The 18,675-nt window shown below is 50.9% G+C and carries 10 protein-coding genes; 6 read left to right on the plus strand and 4 right to left on the minus strand.

Translation table 11 applies throughout. The features are described from left to right. Window positions 1-55: 55 nt before the first annotated feature. The gene (locus tag ACFQO4_RS18340; protein WP_500262432.1) at window positions 56-997 is read left to right on the plus strand and encodes a DUF955 domain-containing protein; all 942 of its coding nucleotides are present in this window, start codon (window positions 56-58) and stop codon (window positions 995-997) included. 146 nt (window positions 998-1,143) lie between these two features. On the opposite strand, the gene ACFQO4_RS18345 is transcribed toward ACFQO4_RS18340, so the two are convergent. Continuing rightward, entirely contained in the window at window positions 1,144-2,004 is an 861-nt protein-coding gene (locus ACFQO4_RS18345; protein ID WP_500262300.1) for a hypothetical protein, read from the minus strand. 658 nt (window positions 2,005-2,662) lie between these two features. Between ACFQO4_RS18345 and ACFQO4_RS18350 the strand changes: the two genes are divergently transcribed. The 3 genes from ACFQO4_RS18350 (at window position 2,663) to ACFQO4_RS18360 (ending at window position 6,194) form a co-directional block, all read left to right on the plus strand. Beyond that, complete coding sequence (locus ACFQO4_RS18350; RefSeq protein ID WP_500262301.1) at window positions 2,663-3,190, plus strand: DNA N-6-adenine-methyltransferase; 528 nt, start codon at window positions 2,663-2,665, stop codon at window positions 3,188-3,190. Between the two features lie 142 nt (window positions 3,191-3,332). Next, window positions 3,333-5,207: an ATP-binding protein gene (locus tag ACFQO4_RS18355; RefSeq protein WP_500262302.1), complete on the plus strand. Its 1,875-nt coding sequence runs from the start codon at window positions 3,333-3,335 to the stop codon at window positions 5,205-5,207. Between the two features lie 75 nt (window positions 5,208-5,282). Next, entirely contained in the window at window positions 5,283-6,194 is a 912-nt protein-coding gene (locus tag ACFQO4_RS18360) for a DNA adenine methylase (protein ID WP_500262303.1), read from the plus strand. A gap of 78 nt (window positions 6,195-6,272) precedes the next feature. On the opposite strand, the gene ACFQO4_RS18365 is transcribed toward ACFQO4_RS18360, so the two are convergent. Genes ACFQO4_RS18365 through ACFQO4_RS18375 form a run of 3 tightly spaced genes read right to left on the minus strand, consistent with a single transcriptional unit; the run spans window position 6,273 to window position 11,389 of the window. Then, the gene (locus tag ACFQO4_RS18365) at window positions 6,273-6,968 is read right to left on the minus strand and encodes a hypothetical protein (protein WP_500262304.1); all 696 of its coding nucleotides are present in this window, start codon (window positions 6,966-6,968) and stop codon (window positions 6,273-6,275) included. Next, window positions 6,961-8,322: a hypothetical protein gene (locus tag ACFQO4_RS18370; protein WP_500262305.1), complete on the minus strand. Its 1,362-nt coding sequence runs from the start codon at window positions 8,320-8,322 to the stop codon at window positions 6,961-6,963. Before ACFQO4_RS18370 ends, ACFQO4_RS18365 begins: the two co-directional genes overlap by 8 nt. After that, window positions 8,315-11,389 (minus strand): hypothetical protein, encoded by a 3,075-nt coding sequence (locus ACFQO4_RS18375; RefSeq protein WP_500262306.1) that lies wholly within the window; start codon window positions 11,387-11,389, stop codon window positions 8,315-8,317. Before ACFQO4_RS18375 ends, ACFQO4_RS18370 begins: the two co-directional genes overlap by 8 nt. A gap of 134 nt (window positions 11,390-11,523) precedes the next feature. Between ACFQO4_RS18375 and ACFQO4_RS18380 the strand changes: the two genes are divergently transcribed. Together ACFQO4_RS18380 and ACFQO4_RS18385 are read left to right on the plus strand one after the other, a co-directional pair. Next, a complete protein-coding gene (locus tag ACFQO4_RS18380) occupies window positions 11,524-15,036 on the plus strand; it encodes a PD-(D/E)XK nuclease family protein (protein WP_500262307.1) in 3,513 nt (1,170 codons plus the stop codon). Further along, the gene (locus tag ACFQO4_RS18385) at window positions 15,036-18,671 is read left to right on the plus strand and encodes a UvrD-helicase domain-containing protein (RefSeq protein ID WP_500262308.1); all 3,636 of its coding nucleotides are present in this window, start codon (window positions 15,036-15,038) and stop codon (window positions 18,669-18,671) included. The genes ACFQO4_RS18380 and ACFQO4_RS18385 overlap by 1 nt, the downstream gene beginning before the upstream one ends. The last annotated feature ends 4 nt before the right edge of the window (window positions 18,672-18,675 follow it).

Genomic DNA, 18,675 nt, shown 5'->3' on the forward strand with positions numbered 1-18,675 from the left:
CCCCCTGAGGGGTGCGGGGCGCTTGGCGTTCGTTGGCGTCTCCGCTCGAGTACCCATGTCATCAAGTACCTATTCGCGAGTCGCCTTCGGAGACTCTGAGACTCGCCACGACGAGATGCACAGTACGATTGAAGCGTGGACCGACGACCTCGTCGCTCTCACCGACGAGGCGAGAGCCAGTCAGCAGTTCCAGAAGTGGCTCGACGTCCAGAGTCGCTTCCACGACTACTCGCACCGCAACACGCTGCTCATCAACCTCCAATGCCCTGAGGCGACGAAGGTCGCCGGCTACAACACCTGGCGGAACGATTTCGATCGGCACGTCCAGGAGGGCGAATCGGCCATCTGGATCTGGGCACCGATCATCACCAAGCAGTGCCCGGAATGCGAGAACTCGCCGAGCTATCATGAGGGCAGCGACTGTGAGTACGACGAGACGCCACCCGAGGAGTGGTCAAAAGGCCTTGTAGGGTTCAAACCAGCATCAGTCTTCGACGTATCTCAAACAGAAGGAGAACCACTTCCAGAACTGGAGACAGCAGCATTTGGGGACGCCGGCGAATTGGTGCCAGCACTCAGAGGGGCAGCTGCTGAACTCGGTGTGACGGTACGTATCGTCGGATCTGACGACTGGAATCATGGTGGCGCGAAGGGAGTTTGTAAGTGCCGGAGCCTACACAACCTCCAGCCAATTGTCGAAGCGAAAGCCCGAACAAACCAGGCAGATCTCGCTGTCACGCTGATCCATGAGTATGCCCACGCGCTGCTCCACTTCGATATTAAGGATGAACCCGAACGGGCAAAACGCGAGGTGGAAGCAGAAGCCGTCGCGTACATTGTCGGTCGGTATTTCGGTCTCGACACGAGTGGATCAGCGTTCTACCTCGCTGCGTGGGAAGGTGATGACCTGGAAGCGATTTTCGAGCGACTCGGACGCATTAGTTCGACTGCGCAGGAAATCATCGACGTCGTCGAGGAGGAGATGGCCGATGCGTGATGGAAGTCTGGGTTTGGACGGGCCACCAGTCAACTGGCCCTGAAGTCAGGAACTGTGAACGCGAACGGCGGGTTAACGCCCCCGCAGTATAGCGGTAGAGTGGGGTTTCACTGACAAGTCTCGACTCTTGAGGTCGGGTTGTTGACCTATTCCCAAGTCCGTTCCCCTGTTAATACCTCGGTGATGAACCGAGCTTCTGCCAGCTTTTTCGCACGGACAGTATCTGATACACCATTGCCAGCTGCTTTCTCCGCTAACCGCTGCATAATGAGTTGGTAGTTCTCAGCGACCTGCTCGTTCTCGAGCAAGTTCTCAACTTCGTCAGGGAGCGGAGGCACAAAGTCTTCTACGTCCCCGGTGTGGGCATCACTATCATCGTCGAGCCGCTCTGCCAGTTTTGGGAGCAAATCCCGCGTATACTCCTCGTCACCGACACGATATCCCTCCGAATTCACGCGATATGCGACTGTGACATCACCTGGTTCGATACCGATCAGGTGATCGGTTCCCTTATCGCTCTCGAATGGTGCTAGGTATCGATTTTCTTCGCCTGGCGCGTCTTGAACGCCATAATTGACGAGCGCCTGCCGGAGTTTGTTCGCACTCGGCCGGTCTAGACCATACATCTCGTACAGCCCAAGGAAACTGGCCAATTTCGTGAATACGGGATAATTCCCCGAGATATCGTGGTCTGGATACTCATCGACGTCTTGCTCCATCCAATCACCATTTTTCGACCGGATGAATCCCCTGGTCGTCTCGCCGCCGACTTGCAGGAAGTCATAGACTAAGTCCTCCGTAGCGTTCCGCACCCCACGCTCAGTCAAGGCCTCGACGAGCTCGGCCTTACTTGGATTGGTGAGATCCTCATAGACACCAAGATACCCACCCAACGATGATAAGTCCTGAAACTTTCCCTCAAGTTTCGACTCAGGCGCCGTATCGGCGTCATCCGACGCCGGGAGCAGGTCGTCAAGCTCTGAATTGATGTCGTCAAAGGAACTCATGCTTCGGCCTCGCCCAGGAATAGTAGGTATCGGTACATGGCTATTATCAGTTGTCGGCAGGATATAATGGTATTCATGATTTTTGATAGCAAGGAAAGTACGAGAATAGCAATCATAATCCGATAGATGCCAGCTTGTGAATGAATATTCCTCAGAGAGTGATTTTGTGACTGTCCTCTACACTGCGGAGGACGTTCAACACACGATCTTGATGCAGAAACAGAGCGAAACCTCGGTGCTTATTCTTACACTCATCAAGAGGCAAACCTCGTGAAGAAGCTCCCATTCATTCCGACATTGTGATTTGTGTCGTTCAAGGATAATCAACTGAAACCTATTCTGTCTCGTCCTCTAAGACAAAGAACTTGCCTGATCAGTGAAGGCTAGTCTCGAGATCGGGGCTCCAATGTATTAGTGTCTGATTTGGCTCGTATTGGTAGATTGCATTATAATCTATGGATTGATAGATCGTTAATTTACATACATTTGTCCATATCGAGAGTGGGTTTTTGAGCCCCCTAAAGGGTGCGGGGCTCACTATAAAGAGTTCCGTTGATTCAACGATGATAAGAAAAATAGATCGCCAAGATATTGGTCAAGTACAAGAGGTTCAGCATATAAATCACGGCATTCCTCCGAGTTTTAGAGGAGGTGAATTATGATGGCTGGTTCCTCTACTTCACTCGATGAGCCACTTCGACAAGGAACAGGGAAATACAATACACCGATTGAGTGGGTGAAACCAATTCATCAGATACTTGGTGGGTTTGATCTGGATCCGTGTGCATCTCAGGATTCGAAACTTGCGAAACGGAACATTAGGCTCTCTGGCGGACTTCAAGTCGATTGGTCAAACTACGATACGGTCTGGGTGAATCATCCATATGGTAGAGGTGAACCGACACAGTGGCTAAGGAAAGCATCGAGAGCAGGCTCTGATACTGTTGTTACACTTTCAAAGGCAGATCCAAGCACAATGTGGTTCGACCGATATATCTGGTCTGAAGCCGACTTAATTTGTTTTCCATCTAGTAACCGAGATGGCGGTCGTATCAAGTTCGTTGGAGAACAAAGTACAGCTAACTTCCCGAATGTTATCTCTATCTTTGGGGGATATCCACAAGAATTGGTAGATCACTTTGAAAGTCTCGGACCGACAATTGAGTGCGATACACGTATTTATTAGCCACCCATCTCCGTTATTATAGTTCATCGAAACCGCCTATTTTTCCACCATAATCGCCCATATTAGATTTAGTAATTTCAAACCCTATTTAACTAGTAAAGGACAACCTTTATCCTGATTACGATCTCGAGATAGAGTAGTAATGGCCCAGAGCTCCAGTGATTCCATTCTTCAACAAGCGCAATTGCTTCCGACAAAGGACACGCTCACGGCTCTTAAGTCGGACGTCAATCTCGAATCTGCGTGTCTAGAGTTATGCGACAATGCGCTAGATGCTTGGAAAAGGACGAGTAACCGGGCAGAGAGCATGACTATCGATATCTTTGTCCAACAATCTCAAGATAAGACAGAACTCGTAATACGTGATGATGCTGGCGGTATTCCTCGAGAGGACGCGGCTATGCTTTTTGGGCTTGGGCAGACAGCAAAGAAGGAGATTTCGGGATCCATCGGAACATACGGTGTTGGGGCAAAGAAAAGTCTCGTCAATCTTGGAGTTCCTTTTCAAATATCTTCACGAACGACAAATGCTACAGTTGGATGGTCATACCGAATTACCGACGAGTGGTTTGAGGATGATCAAGATTGGACTGTCGATATTCACCAAAACTCCGACATCGATCAGGGGGTTACCGAAATCCGTATCGAAGAACTGAATTACGAATGGGATAGTGAAACAGCACAAATCCTCCGAGACAGGCTAGGAGAGACATATAATCTCTTTCTAAGTAATGAACTGGAACAGCTACATGATACCAGATATGACCTAACTATTCGTGTTGATGGTGTCCCGGTTGAACCCAAAGGTGTGGAAGAGTGGTCATTTTCGCCCTTTGATGGCCTCCATCCTCGTCGATACGAAAATATACAAATTACAACACCAGAGATGGAGGAGCCAGTTATACTCCATATTACAGTTGGACTCCTCACCAAGAAAGACTCACAAAACGCCGGGACAGACATATACTGTCAGAAGCGCAAGGTAGCGTCGACACTACGCAATGAAGATGGTGGTTTTGGCACTGGGAAAGATCAAATGGGTAATTTCAATGCCCGCCATGGACGTCTCAAAGTGATCGTCGAACTTGAGACTCGAGGAGACGGCCAATTGCTTCCTTGGGACACGCAAAAATCCTCGATCGACAAACACAATCCCATCATGCGCGGTACAGAGGATTCGAAAGGAGTCTACAATTGGTTGCGTCGATGTGTCAAAGATTACTTCCAGCTTGATGCTGACAAAGTTCCGCAAGCTTTCGTTGAACCTTATGATTCGGATCACGAATTTGCAGTCAACGATGGGCAACCTGTTCGCCTCGATTATAGTGACCGGAAACGGATTGTGAACAGTCATCGACCGGATACCGACCTACCCGAACTCTCAGCGCTTCAGAAGAAGGCAGCGGCCCATGCGACGCTTTGGATTTCGTGTGAAGACATCCTAGACAGGTGGAAGGCCCCTGCTTATCGAATTCAATTACGTCAGGAAAGCGATCGCAATATCGAGAATCTCACGCCTGTATCTGAACTCCCACCAGCTGAAGTTGAGGACGAACCACATCAAATCGCAGGGAAAATTAACGAACTCGCACGTGTTCATCTCGAGAATAACATTTACTATCCGGATGACTTAGCGGAGTGGCAAATCCCTCGGTATCAAGAATACATCGAGCGGCACGACGAACAGACCTATTCAAACCAAGATGCTGTGCCAAAGACTTTACCGACTACACCAGCGGACCTCAGCAACAAGAGCGTAACTACTGCGCAGGATGAGAAACGGACCCAGAATCGGGTCCATACTGCTAAACGAGTAGATGATGAATCTATCCAGCAGGAAGCAGCTGAGTTGTTCTTGGTTCTTGGTGGAGATTCCGATGACGAACGGGTCGCCAAAGTTTTAGACATCTCACGTCAAGATATTTGCGAAAAATTAGGTTTAGAGACCAATGTTGTAGATGAAGTGATCTGGGAAGAGCTAGAGATGCAGTTGAATTCAATATTGGAAGAGCGATAGCCTGACCGTCAGAGAAGGTCGAAGCCGAACGACACCGGAGTGTTTTAGATGGTTTAGCTAAATTAGAACTAACAGATGGCAGAGCCAATTCTGACATGGGCTGGTGGCAAGCGCCATATGTTAGATGATATTACGAGGCGGCTGCCACCAAAGGGTAAATTCGATACGTACTATGAACCCTTCGTTGGTGGCGGTGCAGTATTCTTTGACCTCGAGCCAGAGAATGGATATATCAATGATATTAATACGCGGCTCATCAACTTCTATAAGGAGTTTAGAGAAAAGCCCGAACAGATAATTGGTGAAAACAAGCAACTCGATTCTGAGCTACTAGATAAGGACCGTGAGGGACAAGAAGAGATCTACTATGAGTTGCGAGATGAATTTAACTCCCTCCGCAATCAGAATGGCAACTGCAAGGATCGATTTCGAGAAGCGGTCCTGATGTTATTCCTGAACCGAACCTGTTGGAATGGTCTCTACAGAACAAATAAGAAGGGAGAGTTCAATGTCCCGATGGGTTCAAAATGGACTCGGGTAGAGGGCATCGAACGCCAACTACGTAAAGGATATCAGGTCCTTCAAAACACCACCATAACCTCGAAAGACTTTGAGTATGTGAAACAGCATGTAGGAGAAGATGATCTTGTCTTCTTTGATCCACCATACCCAGGGGAAAGTAAAACGGCTCAATTTAATCAATATGATCCAAGCGGGTTCGACGACGACGATCAGATTAAACTCCGGGAACTCGCACTCGAACTCGATCGACGAGGGGCGAACGTGATGATTACAAACAATCTCGAGGCAGAGAAGTATTACAAAGAACACGAAGATTTTGACGAAGTATTCCGGATCGTACGGATACAGGGAGAACGACAAATCAATAGTGACGAAACAAAACGCCATAATATTGGAGATACGGACATTATTGTCACAAATTTCTCTCCGTTTATTGAGCAAAAGACCTTCAATGATTATCGTTGACCTCCTCCACACGGCTAAAGCCGTGGGCTTTCTCCGGTTATTTCTGTAAGTCGCTGTAGTGGCGTCGATAGGGACTACTCAGTAACTGTCGAACCGAATCGGGTGCTGGGACGGGAATTCAATTGTTGTCCGGTGATATGAGGTGGTGTGTTCGTGTTGGTCATACTTCCCATTGACAACGACGATGCATGGCACCGTTGGCTTGGGCAAACGGTTAAGAAAATCGTCTGAATGCTCCTCTCCATCAGTAACGATGAACGGGATCATAGTTTCATAGCGGTGGGAGAACATCGTAAACTCAACTGACCAAATCACAATAGTCGGGTCTCTAAACGACTGCACAGTGACGTCCGTCTCAAAGAACGGAAGAAAGCGTTCAAACCAGGCCTGACATTCGCCATGCATTCGCTGCTCCCCGATTGAGTTGGCGTCAGTGAGGCTATTCGTTCGAATTCCAATAATATCATAGCATAACGATTTTCTGATTGGGGCTAGGCTTTCGGCGCCCACAACGGGACACTCAAGATGGTATTGGTAGTCAGCGTCGCTATATCGTGCTGCAAATTTCTCAAAATCCGCAGCTGCACCGGTGAAGCTCCCCTCAAGCTCAATTAATATTGGCAGGAGATGGTCAGGGAACCGATCGTCCGCTGGGGAGAGCCAAAACACTGAATCAGGGACACCACGTCGTTTTGCAAATCCTCGTCGCTCGGCAACCATATTGACGGGTCCCCGAAGGGCCTCGGTCAGTTCTTCCAACACCGTCTCATTCACTACTTAGCACCACGCTGAGCGACAGCTGTTCTGACAGGCTCAAGACGGCGTCTTGAACGTCTCCAGTAAGCGGAATCTCTTCTCCTTGACTGAGCCGCTGCCAAATACCGACCAGTTGCTCTTGTTCGACACCTTCATCGCCGACTTGAAGCTGGTCGAGAATCCACTCATGGTGGGTCCGACAGTCCTGTAGCGCCTGGAGGAGATTATCCTGAACATGAGACAGCCCGAATGTCGAGCCACTTCCCAAATGAATCTCGGGAGTGTCGGACGATTCTCCTTCATCCAGAACCTCAATCATATCACGTTGAGCTTTCAACCGCTGGTGAACATCACCTATGAACCTACTGAGGGAATCGTCAAGGTCATCAAGATTGTTCTGGATCGCCGCAAGCGTAGAATAGTCTTGTAGTCCAAGCTGAGACTTCTCGACCAGCATGTCGTCAATTTCCTCCTCAAACACCTCTTGGTCCGTTCCGAACGTCTCGAGGGCTTCGAGGTGGAGATGAATATTCTGGTACGAATCTTGGATAGAGGTCATCTCTTCCCGGATATCCTGAATCTGGGTAGCGATGGTCGAGGGCTCAGACGTGGCGAGGCACTCAGAGAGTTCTGACTCAACAACTGTTGAGATGGAAAATGGTGCGCCAGATAAGTCGATGAGTGCTTCATTGATTTGGTCCAACCGCTCGGTGATAGAATCTATCGGTATGGATGATTCAAGGCCTTGATAGTAGATCTCCGTATCAACAAAGTCCAACCGAGGAGTCCAGTCTCCAGCCTTCTCAAAAATTGTCTCGAGTTCCTTGAGGTCACTCACTCGCTGATTGGTTGCATTGACCAGTGGTTTGACGTCTGTATTCGGTGACAAAAGGTCAGAGGGACTTCTTTCGATGCTGGTGGCAATCAGTTTCTGTGCCGTACTCGGTAGGTCGCGAACGATAGGTGTTATTTCCTGGTAAGTCTCCGCTGCACTCTCTAAGTCTTGCGGTAAGCGCTGGCCGAGGTTATTTCGTATCTCTTCCCGAGTAGACTCACGAAGATCGGGATCAAGGACCTCAAGGAACTCATCTAACGTTTGCAGTGCAACCTGTTGAAGCGGGGCTCGAATCGCTTCTTCGACCCATTCCTTAAGTTCGAGGAGGTCATCGACGGTTTCGGCGTTATCGATTTCTTGATGGAGGGAGTCCGTCTGGTTATAGAATGCCTCCCGCTCCGTGGACTCCATGCTTTCGAGCTGTTCGATATAGGCGTCAATATCTTCTTGGAATGCCTCCAGGTCGTCGACTTTCTGGTCAAGTGAGGTGGCCTTTTTATTAACCTCGCTAACAATCACTGGCTGTTCACTACTCATTTGCAACCACCTCCGATCGCTCGAACAGCGATCTGAGCTTCTCCTTGGTGGCATCAGAGCCGGACCGTATCGACTCTGATTTGGATTCAATCGATTCGATATCCTGTTGTAGCTGTGTGAGATGGGATATATGCTCCCCGACGGCCTCGTCGAGGTCGGCTAGGTTGTCCTGGTCTTCCGGGATACTCAACGAGGTTGCTCCAAGCATATTCTCTAGGGCGAACACTGTATTGCCATAATCTTCGAGTTTACTGAGGAATGCTTCTCGAGAGCTGAAATGCATTTCAATAGCTTCCGATTCTTCAACTGAGTTATACACCCGTTCGAAGAGTGCGATTGCATCCTCGATTTCGTCGACATCGGCTTGATTGACTGCGGATTGGAGGTCGTCGATCTCGTCAGAGATGTCTTTGTGATAGATTTTGAGGAGGAACCAATAATGATAGCCGATTGGTGCCGCTGCCGAATCAGCTTCGCATTTCTCTTTGAGGTCTCGGCTTCCGTTGATGACAGAGTTGAGGTTCGACTCATACTGCTCGAGGCGATTGGCCTGGATCTGAATCCAGGATCCGACGTTTGCACAATCCGGGGTTGATAGTGTCTCGTTGAGTTGTTCAACGTCTTCGATATACTCGCTAACAGTCTCTTTCTCCTGTTCGAGATTGTCAATAACGGTTTCAAGGCGTGAAGGGACATCGATATCCGGGTCTGACCCAGTTGTCAGGCCACAAATGAGCAATGCCCGGAGAAGCCCGTACGCCAAATGGGAGAGATTTGACAACCCAAGGACGGGAACGTTTCCGTCGGCAGCTTTGACATCGGGGTTATCTATCGCTTGGATAATACTCGAGGCATCCGTGAGATTGGCTAGTGCTGTCAGGCTATTCTGGGTATGTTTGACTGCCGGCGCCAACCCGCTTCCATCACGGTAATGTTTTCGTTCGGTTGTGACATTTCCGCTGTAGCCACTCTGGGTGAAGAGGTCATCGAGATAGTCGGTAAAGGCAAATCCGTTTTGGCCACCTGAAACCAGATCATCCGATATTGCTGTTTCAAGATAAGAATGGAGGTTACTGTATTGCCGGCCAGATTCATAGTCGGGTCCGAAGACAGGGAGATAGGACAAGGCGATAGTTGATTCAGCAAATTTGCCATTCGACCAATAGGGTCGGTCACCCTGAACCCGCTCTTCCTTCCAGAGAAGGGTGTCAGTATTAGCTAATGAGTATGCCTCCTGATATTTTCCAGCAAAGGTTCGAATCTCCTCGTTGGCGACTTGATGCAGTTGATCATAGAGGGTTTCGATTGTGTTCCGGACTTCGCGTTCACTGACCACCCTAAGCAGTTCGTCTTTCACCTGCTCATCAATCCCATATGCATCGCCGATTTCCTCTGACTGAAGCCGGCCGAATAGATTGACGACGAACGTCCAGAACCGGTTGGACTGATACTCTTCAATATTCAGGAGTCGATGGCGTTGGTAGGTTTGGACGTCGTCAGTTATCAGGGCTTCAATAGAGAGCTTGTCGGGGATAACGAGGACCATCGGTTCCGAAATGTCGTAGCCGTTAGTCAACTCGGATAGCTCCGATCGGAAAGTTTCCTTCGTGGGGCAGAACTTGACATCTACCAATTCATTATCAGGAGTTCCGGTGCGGAGCGTTAGCCCGCGTTCCATTTGCTCTTCTAACTCGTCTTTTGATGACTCTGACACCCGGGCAGGGTTAACCGCAATTGGCGGAAAGGCATCGTGCACGCATTTTGGCGAGGCAATGACAACTGCTTGGTCGGTGAGTTCCTTGTCGGGAGCCTTGTACATCCATTGGGTATGGAACGCTCCTTCAACCACTTCTAACGCTTCCAAAGCGCTCTTCCGGGCATCACTCGCTGGTTCGAATGAAACGGTCATGTTACTCACGAGATTGAGGAAGGCATGCCCCTCTCGCTCATCCGAGAACCCATACTGGGGAATGAGTTCCTCTTCGCCGATTGAGAGACCATAACATACCCTTTCGATATTCCGATCAAGGATGGCTATAGCATCACGTTGTGTGTCAGTTTGTTCGAACCCAAATTCTTCTTTGATAATATCAACCGCAATCTCCTGGGCCTGTTTTGCAGTCAAGGCTTTGTCGCCGGAGATAGTCCACGGCTCGAAACCACTTTCCCGAAACATGAGGGCCGTAATCGCTGCATCCCAGTCCTCACGGCTAAGCTCTGTCCACAGGTTATTGATAAGGCGTGTATCCCTGAAATCCGCATCTGCAAGGTCTTCTATCCACTCAGTGGCATCTGCCTGTGGATCTGCCGGCAGTTCATCAATGAGCTTGATAATGATACCAGTTCGACCGCGTGCCAGCCACCAGATAGTATTCGCTAAGTCGGTTGCATCTGGCCGGCGATTCTGGAGAAGCCCCCGGACGTCACTGACTTCGAGCGGTGGGATCCGAATCTCCTTCATCCGGCCCCAATCAGCCTCTCCGATGAATTCGAACGCAGAAATCATCCCAAAGCTCCAGATTTTGATCGAATCTTGAAGCCCATCGTTGATTTTGCGGAGTGGATTGTCATCGTCCTTGTCCATCGCCTGAATAAAGGCTCGATAGGACTGCTCCACTTCATCAAAAAACAACGCAGTCTGAGGAGTGTCGTCCCCATCGACGACATCAGCTACCTGCTTGACATACTCCCGCTTCGACTCACTATCGATATTGGGAAACCAATCAATTCCGTCAGCCTCTCCATTCGCATAGGCCTCAAGTTGGGCTGCAATCCGCTCTTCAATCCAGTCGTTGAGGTCGTCGGCGTCACTCTCGCCGAACTGTCTGAGCATTGATCCTGGATCTCCGATATAGAATGCGGGAATACTCCGTTTCCAGGACTGATTGAACAGGTGGTAAATCAATTGAGTTTTTCCTGACCGGTAGGCACCAACCAGGGCCAGTGGGTCAACAGCCTCACCTGCCTCGAAATCGTCGAAGCTCTCTTCAGCCCTCGACAATTCCCGTTTGTGGGTTTCAGTAAGCGGCTCCCACTCCTTTTCTAATGAGGCTTTCCGTGTCTCCATTTCATATCACTTGATTCTCGGCACCTGAATAACTTTATGCAACGCATCAGACCCTCGTCCAGATTGTCTCGTTATCATATCTCGGTTTGCCGTCATTAGGTAGTATTAATGTAGGGTCGTTCTATTAATCCAGTATGGGATTTCGCGTCCGGATGGGCTCCTTTCTTGAGTATCTCCGTGACCGGTCTGAGGAAACAGCACGGGTGCCGGCGGCAGAGCCAACGGGAATTGTCATCCTCTCCGGGCAACTACTGCGTCGCAATCTCAAACATCACTTAAACCGAGAGAACATCCCAACCGCAGCACTCGCTGAGTTCACAACAATTGAAGAACTGGCAAGCAACTTACTGGGACCGACGGACGGCCCAACGAGCATACTTTCGGACGGGGTTCGAGATCGACTGGTTGAGGAAATTTTCCGCACACTCGATCCCAACACAGCTGAGACGCCACTCGAGAGAACGGACATCCTCAAATCGAACGAGGAGGGGGCGCTCACAGACCTTGCGCAACGTCTCCCGTACGAAGAGGAATCAACCCGAGAAACGTTTCTTGCTGAGCTTGATGACTACTTTCGATGGACGGATGCCAACACAGATGTCGCGGTTGCAACCCGTGAACTTGTAGAAGTCGAGAATCGATTTGCACAACTTCAGACCAATCGGTCAGTGAATGCGTTTCGGGGTGTCGAGCGCCTGGTTCAGGAGTACTTAGACGCCAACTCTCTGGCCTACCAGCAATCCCGAAGCCATCTCATCAGTACCGCTCGCGACCATGTCACCGAGCAATGGGGCCGTGGATTCGACCATTTGGATTGGGTTGCAGTTGTTGGCATTAACGTCTTTGACAACCCAACGCTTCGCTTCCTCGAGAAAATAGCCGATAGCGAGATCGCTCCCGATGTAGAGATTTTTGCGGGTGTCGGAAGTGAGGAATATAACACGGCACGGTTAGAAGCAGTGGACACGGAAGTAATCACGGAATCGACCAGAGACACGCTTCCAGAGTTTCGCTCAGACGCAGCCACGGAGCTGCTACAGGCTACACAAGACTTGCCAGCAGAGGTACCTGATCGAGTGACGTTCGCAGAAGCACCAACCGACCAGCGAGCCATTGAAAAAATTGCTGCCAAGGTCCGGGAGTTAGTCCAAAATGGTACTCACCCTCGGAATATTCTGATCGTCGCTCCCGATGCGGGCTCGTATCAATCCCTTATCGAACAAGCATTTGAGACAGTCGACATCCCAACCCACGTTGAAACTCGGCGTCCGTATGCTAATATCCCTGTCTACCGGTGTTTCAGGACGTTCGTCGACGTGGTGGATGCAGTTACACGAGATATCCCACTTACATATGATGACCTTGTGGACCCGATTCGCCTGGGATACACACCCCGAGGGAGTCGAGGACGGTCGTGGCCGATTGAAGACCGGGCGTTCATCAAGGTCGAGCAGGAACTCCATCGTAAGCAGCAATTCTACAATCGAGATCCGGATCGGTATGAGGATCAAGGGCTCGGCTTCAGCACCTGGCGGGATCAGATCAGTGACATCCCACGGTGGACCGGGCCTTGGTACGCTGTTGAGGACTACTTGGATGACATCGAAGCGTTAGCTCAAGACCCGCCAAAAAGCGGTGAGGCGTTAATCGACCTCTTTGGCAGCTACTTCGGGACCTATGTCTACCAGACCGTGGATCATGAGCGGACGCTCTACAAAGGGCCGGCCATCGACACGACCCGGATATCGCTGACAGAGACCCACCCAACGAGTCAAGCAGAGCAGGTGCGGAACGCTCTTCAGGACGTCGGGACCCATTACGATCGAATTCGAAATCTCTTCGATGTGCCTATCAGCTGGCGTGAAGTTGGACGGGCCTTCTCGGCAACCCTTGGCGGCCAATCATACGGAAAGTCACACTTGGACCAATACGCCGTTCCTGTTGTAGACGCTGGTAACGCCTACTTCAGAAGTGCCGATCACCTGTTTATCCTCGGCATGGATGCGGGGGAATTCCCAAGCGACCCTGGTACACCGACCTTCCTCCACAACGACGTCAGGAAACATGCCTATGAAAGAGCCTTCGAGGGAAAGTATCCGTATCACCACCTGGATAGTCGAGCCTCAAATTACAACGAAGCCTTGGACTTCTATCAGGCGGCCCTGTCAGCTGCGACAGCATCGGCAGACATCACTCTCATGCACACATACAAAGACGAACGAAGCAACGAGGTCGCGTGGTCGCCGTTCGTTGACTTGTTCGATCTCGACCCGGAGGACGAAGCAGAACGGCCGGTGTCTCGGGTATCTGTTGGTGACTGGATCCCTAGCCAGGATACAAAGGAAGAAAGCTGGACGGACCTCACAGAACGGATTGCACCCCGGGAGCGACTGCGGACAATCCTCTACAACGCCCATCGGAATACGCCGAATACAGAGCCGACGATTACGGCAGCAGATATCCAGTCGATGCTTGACCAACTCGAGATCGAGCCACTCATTGATCTTATCCTCCCACGTATCGAACGCCATCGACAGCCACCAATCGAAGTTGAAATCGAAGCCAGTGAACCCGCCTTTGCGGAGACGGATCTGGCGACAGTATCTGGTGAACCCCATCACCCACACGAACTAGATCTTCAGGCTCAGTGTGAGCTGAAGTACTACTACTACCAGTTCCTCTACAACTTCACAGGTGGTGATCCGCCACGAGAAGAGATTCCCAAATACTATTCAGCAAATTCCCATTACAGATTAGGAGAGCTACCGTATATCGTTCGTGAGAACTACGCAGATCCCCGGTATATCGATAAGTGGGAAGCCATTGTCACCCGTCTCTTGCCTGACCGACAGAGTGCGACGACCGGTCTGGCTCAGTTCGACACCAGCGAGGAACTACGGGAATGGGTTGAACAAGAAGACCGATTCGACTCGTATGATTTCAACACGATATATGCAAACTTGCGTGGTGAGCGACGCCTCGTCGAAGCGGAGGAAACAGCAGGTATCACTCGCACGTGGGACTGGCGGTCCGGTGGTGTCGTGAGTATCAATGGGCATCAGCTTGCAGTCCCACCCTATCGACTGGATACGGTCATCGAGGACGGCAGCGAGTACACCATCCCGATCTTCTTTACCCGCTTTTCGAATCGGGCCGAGAGTGCATTGAAATCCTGTTTCCAAGGAGCGATTTGGGAAGCTGATGAGCGCACCGGCGAACTCTGTTTGGACTGTGGCCGAAGTGAAGACTGCACCTTCCACTCGAAATACGTTATAGACCATCGAATGCTCGCAGCACAACGCTTGGAGTCAGAGGAGTACGATAACAAGGTCGTGGGTATCGGAATGCAAGAGCAGTATGCTGATCCCACGAACGGAAAACGTATCATTGCAATACAGAACAACTATATGCAGAAAGTCGAAGCGAGCGAAAACGGCTTCGAACAACTTGTGGGGCGAGGCTATCCCCAAAACTGGGAGCAGAAAGTTGCCGATTGGGAAGCTAACTTCACCGAATTGGCAGCAACGCTCGATCCTGATACCACAGTCACGTTACGAGCGAATCCAACAGTCGTTAATCAGGATACCTGCCTGAACTGTGTATATAAGGATCTTTGCATGATCCCGAACTCGGAGGTGGACCTCTAATGGAGCATGATGAATTGACGGATCACTTGGCGCTGGAGCTTCCACCAGGATTCCGGTTCACCAATGATCAAGCCGATGTCATGCACGCGTTTCATGAAGGAAGCGGCCGTGTTGCCGTGGGATCTGGCGCCGGGACCGGGAAAACGACGACACTGACGCGGGTCGTCGCAGAAACCGTTACTAGAATGGCGGAACCAACGCCCAGTAATTTAAACGCCAACCCATTCGACGAAATTCTCGTCACGACGTTTACTCGAGACGCAGCCGGTCAGTTGAAAACGAAAATCAAGCAAATTCTTCGCGAACATGAGGCCAACGGTGGGGCAGAGTTCGATCCAGACCTCTGGCGATGGCTCGAGACGGATAGCACTATCTCAACGATTGACTCCTTCGTGGGCGATCTACTTCGTGAAATCGCTACCGAAGTGTATGTCGCACCAGACTTTGAGGTGCGAGACAAAATCGAAACAGAAGAACTCCTGCAGGAGGTCATTCGCGAACTTCAAGACGACGAAGACTACGCCGAGGCACTGACGCTTCTGGATGATGTCCTAGAAAACACGACTCCACGACAGTATCTCTTCGACATCCAGCAGAAGCTTCGCGAGTTTTGTTATGAATTCCCAGACCCGAGTGCTTCTCCCGGAACAACGCTCTTCGCGGACCAGATGCGCGATGAGTTACATCACGGTCGGGAACCCCCATTTGACGAGGCCGATATCCGGGATATTGTCTCGCATGTGACTGGCATCCCGCAGACCGAAATTGATAGTGGAACTGCGGAAACAAGAGAGGCAATTGAGCAGGATTATCGCCACAATGTCGCCTTCGCTGAGGCCCTAGACGACCTCCTCGATGGCTTCGAAGCAGAGTATGATCAACGAACCCGTAACTCGGGACAACTCTCGTATCAAGATATTGTCTACATTGTTTGGGAATACTTGGAGCAAGAGGAGAGCCAGGAGTTCCGAAGTGGTCTCTCCAATCGGTTCACGAAGGTCTTTATTGATGAATTTCAGGACACCAGTTATGCCCAGTGTCGGATCCTACGCCATCTAATTACAAACGATGACGATGGGGGCGATGTTCTGGTAATCGGGGACGTCAAGCAGTCAATTTACGGTTGGCGGTCTGCCGATCCCGAGATATTTGCTCGTATCTTAGAGCATGCAGAGACAGCAAGTGAAGAGGCCGACGAGTATCTTGGGGTGACGGGTTGGACGCAAGCAAACTTGGTGACGAACTTCCGCAGCCATCCTCACTTAGTCCGAGCAGGGAACCATTTGTTCGATCGGGTATTCAGAGACGGTGGGTTGGGTGGGATTGGCAATTTCCCCATCTCATCGCAGGCGCTTCGCCCCCATCGACCGCCAACGAACGATGATGACGCCCATCTCCATATCCTACCACTTGGGGACACGAATGCTGATGGTTGGCGGACGCGTGACCCGATTCGCACAGCGGGAACTATTCGAACGATGGTGGACGACGATAGCTACTCTATCGGGGATGGCGACAAGGAGCGGCCGGTCAAAGCCGGCGACGTAACCCTCCTGTTCAGGCGAGGGACGTATATGCGTCAGTTTAGAGACGCGCTGGATGAATATGGCCTTGATAACTCGATTGTCGCTGAGCGAGGGTTGTTCAAATCCGACGAAGTCGGGTTCGTTGTAGACGTCCTTGATTGGTTTGCCAACCCACATTCGAAGGATTCGTTATTGCGCATTCTTCGCTCACCTGTTACCGCACTCTCAGACCGCACACTCCGGTATCTAGCTCGGTTTGACTGGAACCTCCCCCAAGCGCTCGAAGAGTGGCCAGATAGTGAACTCCCGGCCAGTGACTTTGACCGGTTGACCGGGTTAGTCGACCTCCGGAGTGATCTCCGCTGGGACAGAGAAGGATCGAAGGCCAAACTCGTCCAGAAGATCATCCAACATACCGGTCTGGAGACGATTCTATTGACGGGCAACGATGCGATGCAGAAATATGGCAACCTGTGGGTGCTAGTAGAACAAGTTCGGGATTGGGAAGACGAAGAGCTACTGCCCTACCGGGAATTTGTTGACCGGCTTCTACGCTATCGCCAGATGGCGCGATCAAATGACGAGACCTTCGAAGTGGCTCAGATCGCTGACGCAAGTGCCGATCAGACAGTAAAGCTACGAACGGTCCACAGCGCAAAGGGGTTAGAATTTGGTGTAGTCGTCCTTCCCGACCTCCTTGCTGGGCCTGGAGGCCGTGTTCAGGGCCGAGATCAACTCTACTTTCGTGATCCCACCAATGGCGAGTATCGAGCCGCAGTCCATCCTCGGGCGTCTAGTGATCCAATAGGGTTTGATAATGGGCCGGGACGGACCTGGATTCGAAGCGACTACCGATGCACGCTCTGGCTTGCGCCGGACAGAGATTCTAACACAGGCGAATTCAGATATCAGCACCCATTTAATCCAGCCGTCGAGAATGACTTTGCTGAGTTCTGGCGCCTCCTTTATGTCGCCTTCACACGCGCCGAAGATCATCTGATCCTCCCGTTAGGGGACTCAATTACACACCATCATCATTGGTCGTCGTGGGCCCATCCACTACTAAATGTCTTCAGAGAGGGAGACGAATGGACAATCCCGAATGACGGAAAACCAGAGGAGTTCAGCCTCGACCACTCGTCGATGCAGCAGGATGACGATCCTCCCGATTCAATCCCTCTTGGTATCGGACTGATCGACAGAGCGGATCCCATCGATACAGAGCCAATCGGCTTACCACCACTAACATCTACAACAAATGCTGAAGATCCAGAACCCGACAACTCGCCTGATGAGCCGGAGCAACAGCCGTTTACACCTCGAGAGCTGAATCCTTCGACACTCCATGACCTCGTAGCATGTCCGCGCCGGTATCAATACCGAGCGTTAGAGGAGATTAGCGAAGCCCGAGGAGAATCCCCGCCCGGTTCGAATGCACCATCTGGATATTCACCTAGCTATTGGGGCACTCTGACTCACAACGCGCTGGAAGCACTCCACCGCGACAAGCGAGCCAGCGAATCGGGAGAGGAGGAAACTGCCCTGACTAAGTTCCTTGATCAACATCCCGAAATTTCCGACGAGCTTCAGGCTGTCGTTGACCAATATCAGGAAACCCCCATCTGGGACACGGTTAGGGATGCAAAGACGGTCCTCCCCGAGTACGAACTTTCGGCAATACATCCTGCTAAGCCTCATGTTCATCTAAGTGGGTTCGTCGATCTCCTCGTACAGACTGCCGATGGATGGGAGGTTATCGACTTCAAGACCGGTACCCCGCCAGCTTCTGGCTCGTATCTCGCCAATCAATATCGATGGCAATTGGCAACGTATGCCTGGCTATTGAACGAAGAATACGATATTGAAGCGAGCAAGTTGGAGATATACTACGTGCAAAGCGGCAAGTCCCATGAGGTGAGTCCCAACTGGAGTGAATTCTCGGCTCACCTGCGCGAGCTTCCGGACCGACTATTTGTGGAGTCCGAGGAAGGCCTTCCAACACGTCCCGACCCCGATCCAGCTCACAACAATGCGGACGAACTCGATCTAGAGACGCGGTGTGGAAGCTGTCCATTTACGAGCATTTGCTCAGCATGGACCGATAAATGATCCA

The sequence above is a fragment of the Saliphagus sp. GCM10025334 genome, assembly GCF_042663485.1.
Lineage (GTDB): Archaea > Halobacteriota > Halobacteria > Halobacteriales > Natrialbaceae > Natronosalvus.